This is a genomic window from Paracidovorax wautersii, assembly GCF_900113035.1.
GTDB lineage: Bacteria > Pseudomonadota > Gammaproteobacteria > Burkholderiales > Burkholderiaceae_C > Paracidovorax > Paracidovorax wautersii.
The window spans coordinates 64,857-77,959 of sequence record NZ_FONX01000021.1 but is presented as its reverse complement, the minus strand read 5'-3'; the positions used below and the strand labels follow the sequence as shown (position 1 = coordinate 77,959).

At 65.2% G+C, this 13,103-nt stretch carries 9 protein-coding genes, 1 tRNA gene and 2 pseudogenes; 4 read left to right on the top strand and 8 right to left on the bottom strand.

From position 1 onward, the window contains the following. Positions 1 to 520, top strand: a pseudogene (locus BM070_RS21830) (hemagglutinin repeat-containing protein); the annotation flags it as partial. Between the two features lie 267 nt (positions 521 to 787). On the opposite strand, the gene BM070_RS25345 reads toward BM070_RS21830, so the two are convergent. After that, complete coding sequence (locus tag BM070_RS25345; RefSeq protein ID WP_092941876.1) at positions 788 to 892, bottom strand: transposase; 105 nt, start codon at positions 890 to 892, stop codon at positions 788 to 790. A 153-nt stretch (positions 893 to 1,045) separates the two neighbouring features. After that, positions 1,046 to 2,245 (bottom strand): MFS transporter, encoded by a 1,200-nt coding sequence (locus tag BM070_RS21820; RefSeq protein WP_434803208.1) that lies wholly within the window; start codon positions 2,243 to 2,245, stop codon positions 1,046 to 1,048. 437 nt (positions 2,246 to 2,682) lie between these two features. On the opposite strand from BM070_RS21820, the gene BM070_RS21815 reads away from it, so the two are divergent. Further along, on the top strand, positions 2,683 to 4,542 hold the full coding sequence (locus BM070_RS21815) for a potassium transporter Kup (RefSeq protein WP_175518579.1): 1,860 nt from the start codon (positions 2,683 to 2,685) through the stop codon (positions 4,540 to 4,542). A 477-nt stretch (positions 4,543 to 5,019) separates the two neighbouring features. On the opposite strand, the pseudogene BM070_RS24900 reads toward BM070_RS21815, so the two are convergent. The 6 genes and pseudogenes from BM070_RS24900 to BM070_RS21790 form a co-directional block, all read right to left on the bottom strand. After that, a pseudogene (locus BM070_RS24900) lies at positions 5,020 to 5,129 on the bottom strand. A gap of 64 nt (positions 5,130 to 5,193) precedes the next feature. Next, positions 5,194 to 5,283 (bottom strand) — tRNA-Ser (locus tag BM070_RS21810). A 22-nt stretch (positions 5,284 to 5,305) separates the two neighbouring features. Next, positions 5,306 to 7,132: a reverse transcriptase domain-containing protein gene (locus BM070_RS21805; protein ID WP_175518577.1), complete on the bottom strand. Its 1,827-nt coding sequence runs from the start codon at positions 7,130 to 7,132 to the stop codon at positions 5,306 to 5,308. A gap of 630 nt (positions 7,133 to 7,762) precedes the next feature. Further along, positions 7,763 to 8,758 (bottom strand): fumarylacetoacetate hydrolase family protein, encoded by a 996-nt coding sequence (locus BM070_RS21800; protein ID WP_092941868.1) that lies wholly within the window; start codon positions 8,756 to 8,758, stop codon positions 7,763 to 7,765. Between the two features lie 80 nt (positions 8,759 to 8,838). Beyond that, positions 8,839 to 9,645, bottom strand: a complete 807-nt coding sequence (locus BM070_RS21795; protein WP_245785330.1) for a cyclase family protein — start codon at positions 9,643 to 9,645, stop codon at positions 8,839 to 8,841. A gap of 45 nt (positions 9,646 to 9,690) precedes the next feature. Continuing rightward, a complete protein-coding gene (locus BM070_RS21790; RefSeq protein WP_092941866.1) occupies positions 9,691 to 10,689 on the bottom strand; it encodes a Bug family tripartite tricarboxylate transporter substrate binding protein in 999 nt (332 codons plus the stop codon). Between the two features lie 162 nt (positions 10,690 to 10,851). On the opposite strand from BM070_RS21790, the gene BM070_RS21785 reads away from it, so the two are divergent. After that, positions 10,852 to 11,637 carry a TetR/AcrR family transcriptional regulator gene (locus BM070_RS21785; protein WP_092941864.1) on the top strand — a complete coding sequence of 262 codons (786 nt, stop codon included), beginning with the start codon at positions 10,852 to 10,854 and terminating at the stop codon, positions 11,635 to 11,637. 237 nt (positions 11,638 to 11,874) lie between these two features. After that, positions 11,875 to 13,071: a porin gene (locus BM070_RS21780; RefSeq protein ID WP_092941862.1), complete on the top strand. Its 1,197-nt coding sequence runs from the start codon at positions 11,875 to 11,877 to the stop codon at positions 13,069 to 13,071. The last annotated feature ends 32 nt before the right edge of the window (positions 13,072 to 13,103 follow it).

Here is a 13,103-nt window from a genome sequence, read left to right as displayed (position 1 = left end):
CAGCGCCAACTACGGCCAGCAGAGGATCAACAGCGACTACGCCAGCGTGACCGAGCAATCGGGCATCCGGGCCGGTGACGGCGGCTTCCAGATCGACGTGCGAGGCAACACGGACTTGAAGGGCGCAGTTATCGCCAGCACGGACAAGGCCGTGCAGGACGGAGCCAACCGCCTGAGCACCGCCACGCTCACGCACAGCGACATCCAGAACCGGGCCGACTACCGGGGCAGCAGCCTGGGCATCGGTGGCGGCTACAGCATGGGCAATGGGGGCATGATGCCCATCGGAGGCTCGGGCGGGTCAGGAGGCTCCACGGCAGGCGGCGTCGGCACCAACCAGCAAGGCCAGGCCAGCACGGGCGCAGGCAAAGTGCCCGGCAGCAACCTGCCCAGCAGCGGCAATTGGAGCGCTACGCCTCCCGTGGTGATGGGCGCCTCCGGCAGCGCCGGCAGCGCCGGCAGCGGCATCAGCGGCATCAGCGGCGGGGCCCTCCGCATCACGGGCGAAAGCCGGCAATAGGCACACCGTGCAACTGCACACCCTGTTTGCTCTGTCGAACCCGTGGATGGTGCGCCGGACATTGATGGTTGTGGGGGCCATAAGTGCGTCCGCTGTGGGCCAAACCAGGGCTTGATGGGTCACTAACCTTGCAGTCAGCGCGCCCGGGCACCTTCAGCTCGCATGCCCGATCGCTTCACACCGATCTGTCACGCCGCGAAGTGAATTGCGCAGGACTTCTCTAAGTGCCTGCTCCAGCACGCTTATTACGCGCAGGCCAGGCTCGCTCTACTTGCGCCAGTATCCATGCACGTTCTGCCATTTAGGAAAGTCCGGCTGAAGAAGCCTCCACTGGGAGCCTGTGCGCAACCGGTACAGCCCCCCAAAGAACACCTCGTAGAGCTCCGGCTATACCGGCTAGGTACTGCGTCGAACGCTGCGCAGCAATGGCTTGATCTCGGCGAGCTTTTGGGGGCTGATGTCGCTTGAGTGGGGCTTTCTCTGCACCGCGAAATTGTCAGTCCTGAAAAGATCGTAAACAGGCCCTCACGGCGCGCTGGCCTGCGGCAGCAACGGCGAGCGGGGCAGGAACCGGAAGGCGGTGGACGCCGCCGCCAGCATGCCGGCGATGCAGAGCATCACCGCCTGGAAAGGGTCGTGCCCATGGTGCTGCGCCCAGGCCGCCAGCAGCCCGGTCAGCCACTGCATCAGCGCCACCCCGAAGAACATCGACATGGTGAAGAGCGACAGCGCACGGCCCGTCATCGCGGCGGGGTAGGAGGAGCGCACGTCGGCGTACTGCAGCACGCTGTAGCCCGACAGCAAGCCCATCACGAAGATCAGCACGACCGTCGCCGCGGCATGGTGCAGGAACGCCATCACGAGGAACAGGCACCCCATGAGCAGCGAGAAGAACGTGACCCAGCGGCGGCGGTGCAGGGGCCCCGGGTCCAGGCGGCCGAAGAGCGCCGGAACGAACAAGGCGATCAGCGACAGCACCAGCGCGACGTTGCCGCTCTCGACCAGCGAGAACCCGAAACGGCTCATCAGCAACGGCCCCAGCCACAGGCCGCGCAGCGAGAGGAAGGCGGCATAGCAGCACATGCCCAGGATCAGGATGCCCCAGGTATGCGGCATGCGGAACAGGTCGCCGAAGCGGCTCGCCGCCTGCACCCATGATTCCTTGGGCCGATCCGCCGCCTGCGGCAGCGCCGGCTCATGCACGCGCAGGTAGATCAGCAGCCACGACAGCAGCGAGAGCACGGCCAGCACCCCGAAGCCCAGGCGCCATCCGCCGTGCTGCACCAGCCAGGCCAGGGGCGTGCCCGTGAAGATCAGCCCCAGGCCGCCCACGCCCATCCCCACGCCCGAAAAGAACGCGAAGCGATGCGCGGGAAAGTGCCGGGAAATGAACACCGTGCAGGCCAGGAAGGCGGGCGAACAGCCCACGCCGATCAGCAGCTGCCCCAGCATCAGCCAGCCATAGCTCGGCGCGCCCGCAGATACCGCCGAGCCGATCACCGCCAGGGGAAACGCCGTCAGCACGGTGCGGCGCAGGCCGTACAGATCCATGCCGATGCCCATCAGCAGTTGCGTCACCCCGAAAGACAGGCCGAACAGCCCGGCGAAAGCGCCGAGCGAATCGGGCGAAATGCCGAAGTCTGCCTCCAGGCCCGTGGCGATGATGCTGGTGACCGTGCGGAAGGCCTGGCTCAGCGCGAAGCCCGACAGCAGGCACAGGAACATGGCCCACAGGGCGCGCGATGGGGGCGCGGAGTCTGCAGCGGGAGAGGGAGTGGCGGATTCGGGCACGGCAGGAAGGGGCGGGGAAACAGAGGTGTGGGCGAGCTTTGCGGGGAAGATTTTCAGCGGTAGCGCGTCTGGGGGACGGTCACCCTTGGCAGGCCAAGCCTAGCCTAACGAATCTCCGCCGGGCCGGCGGTCTCGCCGCCGACATGCCCCGCGCTTCGCCAAGACCCACTTGAGCGGAACAGGGGGATATGGGCCATCAGTCGGCTCGGGTGGAGGCACTCCGGCAACACTCCGCAACTCGCTTGGTGCTTGCCGCCCCGAATTTGGTGGTTTTGGTACGTCTCTCCCCTATGCTCCTGACTTTTCCTGCGACTTCCATGACCTCAACACCCCACGATCAGGCCGCCAAGGGCGGGCATGGAGCGCCCGGCATGGGTGCGGCATTGACCATCGCCGCACTGGGTGTCGTCTTCGGCGACATCGGTACATCGGTGCTGTATGCCTTCAAGGAGACGCTCAATCCCGAACACGGGGTGGCGCTCGCGCCGGCATCGGTGCTGGGGCTGCTCTCCCTGATCTTCTGGGGCCTGATGGTGGTCGTGACCCTGAAGTACGTGGTGTTCGTGCTGCGTGCCGACTACGACGGCGAGGGCGGCATCCTGGCCCTGCAGGCCCTGGCCCGCCGAGCGCTGCCCGTGCAGACAAGCCACCCGCGCATCTGGAAGGGGCTGGGTTTCCTGGGGCTGGTGGGGGCTGCCATGTTCTATGGCGACTGCGCGATCACGCCCGCCATCTCCGTGCTTTCCGCTGTCGAAGGCCTCGAAGTCCAGGCGCCGCAGCTGGAACGCTTCGTCCTTCCGATCACCATCGGCATCCTGCTCGGCCTCTTCGCCGTGCAGCGCAAGGGCACCGAGAAGGTCGGCAAGATCTTCGGCCCGGTGATGCTGCTGTGGTTCGCCGTCCTGGCCATCAGCGGGCTGTGGCAGATCATTCAGGAGCCTCGCATCCTGCAGGCGCTCGATCCGCGCCATGCGCTGGGCTTCCTGTGGTCGCACAAGCCCCAGGCGCTGTCCGTGCTGGGGGCCGTCTTCCTGGCGTTCACCGGCGGCGAAGCGCTGTATGCGGACATGGGGCATTTCGGCGCGCGGCCCATTCGCCAGGCGTGGCTGTTCGTGGCCCTGCCTTCGCTGGTCCTCAATTACTTCGGGCAGGGCGCGTTGGTGCTGACGGACCCGGCGGCCATTGACAACCCCTTCTACCGCCTGTTCCCGGCCTGGGCCGTCATCCCCATGGTGGTGCTGGCGGCGATGGCGACCGTGATCGCCTCCCAGGCCGTGCTTTCCGGGGCCTTCTCGCTGACGGCGCAGGCCATCCGCATGGGCTATCTGCCCCGCATGCGGGTGGTCCAGACCTCCGACAACGCCATCGGCCAGATCTATCTGCCCGCGATCAACTGGATCCTGATGGTGGCCGTCATCATCCTGGTGGTCCGGTTCGGCAGCTCCAGCGCCCTGTCGGCGGCCTACGGCATCGCGGTGTCGATCACCATGGTGACGACCACGCTGCTGGCGGGCGTGGTCGCCTTCGGCCTGTGGCGCTGGAACCGCATCGCGGTCGTGGCCGGCGTCATCGTTTTCGCTGCGATCGACCTGGCGTTCGTGACGGCCAACAGCCTCAAGATCCACGAAGGCGGCTGGCTGACGCTGGCGATCGCGGGCGTGGTGATGGCGATTTTCACGACCTGGGCCAAAGGCCGCCGACTGGGCCTGGCCCTGGTGGAAGAGGACCAGATCCCGCTGGAGCCGTTCGTGGAGTCTCTGGCCGCACACGTCCCGCACCGCGTGCCGGGCACGGCAGTTTTCCTCCACGGCAGCGAAACGTCGGTTCCGTATGCCTTGCTGCATAACCTCAAGCACAACCACGTGCTGCACGAGCAGGTGTTGATCATGGTCGTGCGCGCCATGCCGGTGCCCCGGGTCGACGCCCGCGACCGCATCGTGGCCCGCCAAATGGACCTGGGCATCTGGACCGTCATCGCCCACCACGGCTTCATGGAAACGCCCAATGTGCCGGAGTTCGTCCGCGTGTTCGCGTACCAGAACGGCGCTGCATGCGATTCGATGACGACGTCGTACTTCATCTCCCGCGCCTCGCTGGTGGCCGGCGACCTGCCCGGCATGAGCAAGCCGCGGCAGGCGCTGTTCACCTGGCTGCAACGCAATGCCAGCCGTGCGTCCGATCACTTCTTGCTGCCTGGGAATCGGGTGGTCGAGATGGGGCAGCGCGGGTAGGTTGCGAGGCTTGGGAATCGGGTCCGGATTCCCCAGACACTTTTGAGCCGTTGGGAAATGGCGCCGTTCGACTCGTCGGGGGTGTACCTGCAGATGCAAGCACATGCGGTGCACGCTGATCGCCTCAATTCCTTGGGACGTTCAGTATGGCGTGCCCGAACATGCTCGGGGATCGAAAGGCGCAGGTACCAGATGCCATTGACCCCCTTCGAGAGATGCGTGGCATTGATGCGCGGCTGCCACACAGCATTGGGCGCACTGGAGGCATGTTCCCCGGTCGCCTCTGCGGTGGCGTCGCAGCCATTCGGGGCGGCAGGATCTGCAATCGAAGTTGCGGGGGCGACGTCCAAAAAGTGGGTGTCTGCCGCGGAGTTCTTGGACATGAATCGAGCAAAAGTTGGACGTTGGTCGGAAACAACGTCGAACTCGCCGGGTCCAGGATGAAAAGTCATTGAAAATCAATGACTTAGAGCGTTTTGGCGGAGACTGTGAGATTCGAACTCACGGACGGTTGCCCGTCGGCAGTGTAGGGTAAGACGACCAGGACCCTGCTCTTGCGAGCTGTAGGTGCCCAGAAGCTCCCCTCCGAACCGTACGTGCGACTTTCATCGCATACGGCTCTCCATTCATGACTCAAGGTGAGGCAACCGCTGGAGGAGAGTGAGGGATTCGAACCCTCGGAAGGCGCAAACCTTCAGCTGATTTCAAGTCAGCCGCATTCGACCACTCTGCCAACTCTCCAGTATTCACTAGCTTATCACATCTACATCGCCGCCAATTCCGGGAAAGTGAAGTCGGACAGTGATAAACCGTCGTATTCACCTCGATGGATTTTTTGATGGCACGGAGGACAGACTGGTATCTGTTTCCGATTGATGGCAGACATGACCCGCGAGAATCCCTTCGATTTCCCTTTGCGGACGTGCCGTAGATGATGCATTTCTACATCATCTGGGCTACCGCAAACGCAGCACTTTGCTCCGAGCTTGCTTCGAGTGCGCAAGTTCATGTAGGTGTCCACACGGTCTCGAGGACCTTCGCCCTCAAGGAATCGTAGTGGTCTCGCTGCCCATTTCGTCTCCAACTTCAGAGAGGTAGATTTCTCTTCCCCGTTCTTCGTCTTCCACTCGATGCGCAACGAGGGGCCGAACCGTTTGTACAGTTCAGGTTTTCTCACCTGCAGTTTCCTGCCAAAGGTGTGAAGCGCCGATTGTTGCAGTATGTGCTGGATTAGCCTCAGTCTAGAGTAGTTGTTCGCAAAACTGTAGTAGTTCAGGAACCCCCAGAGGACCGAATTGTACTGAAGCACAATTTGGTCAAGACTGTGAATTGTCCAAGCCGTTCTTGCTTTCGGCATTCCTCCCTTGTCACAAAACCCACGCTCTGACAGCCTGTCAATGATTCTCTGGATGGGCGCTTCCATTTGGGTTTGCCATCCGTTGACGCGTTTACGAAACTCCCGACCATCCTTCCATTTGACCAACTGCTGCATCTGCTGACCCTTACCCACCGAGACGTACGTTCCAAGAAAGAACGCTCGTTCTGTGCGAGCATTGCGGATGTGCGTCTTTTCGACACTCAGGCGTAATTTCAGGTCGTCTGCAAGGAAGTTTTTGACATCTTCCCGCAACTGCTCTGCCAATTGTTTGGGGCCGTCGATTCCGATAATCCAGTCGTCGGCGTATCTGACATACTTGATACGAATGAAGGTCGGGTCATCGTGCATCAGACTCGGGGTTTCTCGGAGTCGGCGCTCGAGAGCGCGTCGTTCCTCGATAGTCGCGTCCTTCTTGCCTTTCGCAATCCTGTTTCGTTCCTTGACAATGGCTGTGTACGCCGGGTTGATGCGTTTCCGCTCTCCCTTCTCATACTTCGCCTTGAGCTGCTCGACGAAGAGGTCAAGCTCGTGTAGGTACACGTTCGCCAGCATGGGGCTGACGATGCTCCCTTGGGGCGTGCCTGATAACGAGTTCACGGGGGTCTTCCCCTCCATGTAGCCCGCATTCAGCGCCTTCTGGATTAGGTCAAGAAATCGTCCATCCGAAATACGTTTGGACAGGACCTTGATTAGCTCACTATGGTCGACCTCATCAAAGCATGCTTTGATATCGCCTTCAATGAACCAACTGACGTTTTGCCAGCTTCGAATCTCCTTCAAACAAGAGTGCGTACCTCTTCCTGGGCGAAAACCGTGGCTGCAGTCGCGGAACGTGGGCTTGGAGCCGTCGTAGATGTTTTCCAGTATGAGCCGGATAACCTCTTGAACGACTTTGTCCTTGGCGGTCGGAATGCCGAGTGGTCTCAATTTGCCGTTCGCCTTCGGGATATACACCCTTCGGGCTCTGTCAAATTGATAGCTTTCGTCTCTCAGTGAAGAGATGATGGCCTCGATTTTGTTCACCGAGAATCCATCAATCGTTCCGCCGTCGGTCCCCGCAGTCATGTTGCCAGGACTGCTTTTGATGCGTTCATACGCTAACACGTACAGCTCAGGCCTATACAACAGCCTGTAAAGGTCTTCGTTGACCCAGTTGGGGTCTGCGTTAAGCTCCTCAAGTTTCGACAGCCTTGTTATGCCGTAATTGCTCATCCGAGCCCTCATAATTCGACTGTCGATTCACGAACTGTATCCCTTCCCCGTGTCCGCGACTTTCATCGCGGCATTTGAGTAATATGGATACTCCGTTGCCATGGCGATTGCTCGCTGTAGGCAATCCCGTAGTTCACTCGATACGTGGTGTCTTCGTACTTAGGTCACCCGTTCGTCGCTTGTTCCCCTCCTCGGGGTAGTCTGCCGATGTTCTTTTAGCGTTGTCTTGAAAACCTACAACACTACATCTGCAACTTAGGTTTCAGTGCCTTTCCTAAGTGGACGCGGTAGAAATCCGACGCGACTGGGTTTCAGCCAGTTTAGGTTTAACCATATACGACCTAGCTGACGTTTCTATTGCTCTGTTTGGCACTGGAGCGCAAACGCCTTTTCCTAGCATGCTGTTTTCACGTTCTCCTTTCGGCGAATCGCTTAGCTAGGTGCTTTAAACACAAGTTAAGAAAGTGTTGACGATTTTTCGCCACACATATCGAGCGCACAACGGCGCACTTTCAAGACTGCTGGTTTAAACCGCTCACCCAAGTCTCCGCAGGCTGCAGGAGCCGCATTCTAGCTGGGCCGCGGCCCGGCTTCCGGGGCGCGGCGGCCAGTGGCTCCGGATGGCCTTCTTCACGCCGACGGCGGCGCGTGCGCGACGACGGTCTGGTCCAGGCTGCCGAACGGGCCCGGCTGGCCCTTGGCGTCGAGGGCGGTCATGCGCACCCGTTCTCCGAAGTGTAGGAAGGGGGTGCTGGGCTTGCCGTCCGCCAGGATCTCGATCATGCGGCGTTCGGCGATGCAGGAGGAGCCGGCGTCCGCCTCGGCGTTCGATACCGTGCCTGAGCCGATCACGGTGCCGGCGGAGAGGCGCCGGGTGCGGGCTGCGTGGGCGATCAGTTCACCGAAGTGGAAGTGCATGGCGCGGCCGTGGGGGTGGCCGAACCACTGGCCGTTGCGCAGGGTCTGCAGTTGCAGGTGCACGCGGCCGCCGGCCCAGGCGCTGCCCAGTTCGTCGGGCGTGACGGCGATGGGCGCGAAGGCGGTGGAGGGCTTGGCCTGCAGGAAGCCGAAGCCCGAGCGGGCCTCGCGGGGGCCGAAGGCGCGCAGGCTCCAGTCGTTGATGAGGACGATCAGCCGCACGTGGGCCAGCGCCTGGTCGGGGGCGATGCCCATGGGGGTTTCGCCCACGACGACGCCGAACTCGCCCTCGAAGTCGATCTCGTCCGCCTCGGAGGGCAGGGGCACGGGGTCGTGCGGACCGAGGAAGTCGTCCGGCGCGCCCTGGTACATGAGCGGGATGGTTTCCAGATCGGGGACGGGCGGCACCTTGAAGGCGCGCTCCATCAGGCGGCCGTGGTTGAGGAAGGCCGAGGCGTCCAGCCACTGGTAGGTGCGCGGCAGCGGCGCCATGCACTGCGCGGTGTCGAAGGCTTCGAGGCCTGCCGTGCCGGGCGTGTCGGCCGCGCGGGCGAGCGCCTGCAGCCCGGGTTCCGCTTCGGTCCAGCGCTGCAGCGCATCGAGCAGGGTGGGGGCGACGCTGCCGGCGTCCAGGCAGTGGCGGGCGTCGCTGGAGACGACGACGAGCCGGCCATCGGGCCGGCCGTTGCGCAGGGTGGCGAGTTTCATGCGAGGGGCCCCTTGGTGCGAGATGGTCAGCGGGCGCTCAGAACGTGTTCACGATCCCCTGCGAGATCGTGAACACGTTCTTAGGCCGGCTGCAAGGCCGGGTCGAAGATGGCGACGGCCCGGGTCCAGCCGGCCGAGGCGCCGCGCACCTTCACGGGAAAGCACGAGACGTAGAAGCCGTGGTCCGGCAGGGCCTGCAGGTTGTGGAGCTTTTCCAGGTGGCAGTAGCCGATGTCGCGGCCGGCCTTGTGGCCTTCCCAGATCAGCGAGGCGTCCTGGCTCTGCGCGTAGCGCTGGGCGGTGTAGGTGAACGGGGCGTCCCAGCTCCAGGCGTCGGTGCCGGTCAGGCGCACGCCGCGTTCGAGCAGGTACATGGTGGCCGCGTAGCCCATGCCGCAGCCGGCGCTCAGGTAGGCCGGCGTGCCGTAGGCGCTGCCTGCGCGCGTGTTGACGAGGACGATCTCCAGCGGGCGCAGCGTGTGGCCGATGCGGGCCAGCTCGGCCTCCACATCGGCCGGCTGCACGATGTAGCCGTCGGGCAGGTGCCGGAAGTCGAGCTTGACGGCGGGCTGGAAGCACCAGTTGAGGTCCACCTCGTCGATGGAGAGGGCGCGCTGCCCGCCGTCCATGGTGGAGGCGAAGTGGTAGGGCGCGTCCAGGTGGGTGCCGTTGTGGGTGTTGAGCCGCACTTCCTCCACCGCCCAGGCTTCGCCGTCGGGCAGGTCTTCGCGCTGCAGGCCGGGGAAGAACTGCGCGAGGCTGTCGAAGCTCATCCGGTGGTCGATGTAGTCGATGCGCGGGCCCAGCCCGGGCGGGTCGGACACCACGTCGTTTTCCAGGGGCATGGAGATGTCGATGAAGTGGCGCGGGGGCGGTGCTTGGGTCATGGCGGGTCAGTTTTCTGCGCGGGGCGATGGAGGGCGGGGAGAGGTTCAGGATTCCGCGGTGAAGCCGGTCTGGCGGATGAGGCCGCGCCACTGGTCCGCGTCGGCGCGCAGCATCTGGCCCAGCTCGGCCGGGGTGGAGGAGCGCACCTCGAGGCCGTATTGCTTGCCGTATTCGATGACTTCGGGGTGGGCGAGGCCCGCGCGCAGCGCCTCCGATGCACGCTGCACGGTCTCGGGCGAGGCCTTGCGCGGCAGGAAGAAGCCGTACCACTCGTGCACCTTGAGGGGGTAGCCCAGCTCCTGCAGCGTGGGCACCTGGGGCAGGAAGGGCGAGCGCCTGGCGCCGGCCGTGGCCAGCACGCGCAGCGTGCCGGGCTTGATGTGCTGCAGGTAGTCGCCGATGGGGCCCCAGAAGGCCGGGATCTGCCCGCCCAGCAAGTCCTGCACGCCGGGCACGGTGCCACGGTAGGGAATGCTGCGCAGCTCCACCTTGGCCATTTGCGAGAGCAGCACGCCGACCATGTGCGGCATGGAGCCGGCGCCCGGGTTGCCGTAGTTGGCCTCGGTCGGATGGGCCGAGGCCCAGGCGAGGAAATCGGCCAGGGTGCGCACGCTGGCCGGCACGCCGGGGCCGACGGCGATGCCGTGGTCCATCATCGCGCCCAGCGACACGGGGGCCAGGTCGTCCAGCGAATAGCGCAGCTTGGGATAGGTGTAGGGGTAGATCGAGAGCATGGAAGAGGGCGTCACCAGCAGGGTGCTGCCGTCCGCAGGGCTGTCGCGCAGCGTAAGGATGCCGATCTGCCCGCCCGCGCCGGGCTTGTTGTCCACCAACACCGTCGAGGCATAGCGGTCGCGCATGCGCTCGGCAACGCGCCGGGCGAGCGCATCCAGCGTGCCCCCGGGCGGAAAGCCCGTGATGATTTTGGCCACGCCAGGCAGCGGCGGCGGCGATGCCTGGGGCGCTTGCGCCCAGCCCGGGGCGGCCCAGAGGGCGGGGGCCAGTGCGGCGGTGAGCCGGGTGAATTGGCGGCGGTCGATCATGCTTGTCTCCTGTGGATTTCTTGCTTTGTGCCGGCGCTGCGTTCCGGCGCCCGGGAGGGGCTGGAGCGGCTGCGCTGCAGGAATTGTACGAACGTACAAAAAATGAAGTGCACGGGGTTTGTACGAATGTGCAATTTTTTGTACGAACGTATAAATCCGGGCATGACCCGTTCGTCCAAGATTTCATCCCCAGCTTCTTCTCCGGTCGCGGCCAAGGCGGCATCGCCGGCCGCTTCCCGCAAAGGGGGCAAGGCCGGCGCTGCTGCGGTGCCGGCCACCCGTGCCGCGAAGCCCGCCAGCGGCACGCGGGACGACGGCATGGCGCAGAACCGCCAGGCCAACATCCTCCAGGCGGCGGAGCGGCTGTTCGCGTCGCGGGGTTTCCATGGCGTGTCGATCCGCGACATCGCCGAAGAGGCCGGCGTTCCGCTGGCGCTGGTGGGCTACTACTACGGCCCCAAGCTGTCGCTCTACCACGCCATCTTCCGGGCCCGCGCGCACTACATCGAGGCCCGGCTGAGTTCGCTGGAGCGGGTGCAGCGCGAGGCCGAGCCGGGCCGGCTGCTGGAGGAGATCGTCCAGGCGTTCGTGCTCCCGGTGCTGGAACTGGCCCGGGAACCTGCGGGCGCCACCTTCCTGCGCCTGCTGGCGCGCGGCATGGGCGAACACCTCGAAGAGGATGAGCCCATGATCCGCGAGATGTTCGACCCGCTGGCGCATGCCTTCATCGACGCCATCGCCCGGGCCGTGCCGCAGGCCAGCCGTGCCGATGCGGCCTGGTGCTACCAGTTCGCGCTGGGGGCGCTGCAGCACCACGTGAGCGATACCCGCATCGAGCGGCTGTCGAGGGGCCAGAGCCAGGCGAGCGACCACGACGTCGCGGGCCCGCTGCTGGTGCGCTTCATCACGCACGGCATCCGGGGCGCCTGCGGCGGGCTCGCGCACTGACGGCGCACGCCTGGTTGACTGACTGACTGACTGACCCACCCGCGACCCCGGCCCGCCATGCGCCCCGCTGCCAGCGCCAGCCCCCGGAGCGGTTTCCTGCGCTCGACCGGCCCGCCCTAGGCCCCGTCCGGCCGCTTGCGCGGCTTTCGTCGTTTTCCCCCGCCCGTACCGACGGCGCAGCGCCAGCCGCCTGCGCCGCGGACGAACTCAGCCTGAAAAAACCACAAGGAGACAAGCATGTACCAGCGCCTTTTCAACGCCGTGCCCCGGGGCACTCTTCATCACGCCGCCCGGCCTGCCGCGCGCAGGCTGCGCGGGTCGCTGGCCGTCGCCGCCGGCTGCGCCCTTGCCGGCGCCGCGCAGGCGCAGCCCGCCACGGCCCCCGGCCTGCAGCTCTTCGGCCAGGTGGATGCGGCGGTGGGCCGCTTCGCCGGCCCGGCCACGGGCATCAATGCGCAGGACCGGGCCACGACGCGCATGGAGAGCAGCGCGCTTTCCACCAGCCACTGGGGCGTTCGCGGCAGCGAGGCGCTCGGCGGCGGTGCGACGGCGGTCTTCGAGCTGTCTTCCTTCATCCGCAACGACACGGGCGCCCTGGGCCGCAGCGACGCGCTGCCCGCGCCGGTGAACGTCGCGGGCGATCCGGTGTTCTCGCGGGCCGCGTGGGTCGGGCTGGCGCATCCGGTCTGGGGGCGCGTGCGCCTGGGCACCATCTCCACGCAGCTCTTCATCCAGTCGATTTCCACCAATGCCTTCGGCGATTCGACCGTGTTCGGGCCGATCAACCTGCTGACCTTCATCGGCGGGCCCTTGACCGGCGGCACCTCCTGGGCCAATTCGGTCGTCTATGACAGCCCGATGGTCGCGGGCTTCAGCGGCTCGCTGGCCTACGCGCTGTCGGAGCGCCAGGGCGGCGGCAACCAGGCCGCGCGCCTGCAGTACGCGAAGGGGCCGCTCGCGGCTTCGGTGGCCTATCAGAACGTGCGCCGCAACCCGCAGACCTTCGCCGATGGAACCTCGCCCAACGACACGCGCACATGGCAGCTGGCCGCGTCGTACGACTTCGGCAGCGTCAAGCTGATGGCCCACCTGGGCCGTATCCAGAACCGCGGCACGTCGGCGGCACCCCTGGATGCGAAATACAACGTCTGGGATCTGAGCGCGGCCGTGCCGCTGGGTGCGGGCACGCTGCTTGCCGGCTACGGCACGCGCCGCACCTCCGATGCCGTCGCGCCCGTGCCGGCCACGGTGGCGGGCGGCAACCTGGAGCGCAAGGTGCTGACGCTGGGCTACACCCATGCGCTGTCCAAGCGCACGGACCTCTACGCGCTGGCGATGCGCGACGACACGCGCACGCGGACGCTGGGCAACCCTCCGGCGGAGGTCGGCGCGCAGGGCAACAGCTTCGCGGTGGGCATGCGGCACCGCTTCTGATGGCGCCAGCCGCCCGGGGCGGTCGCGCCGCC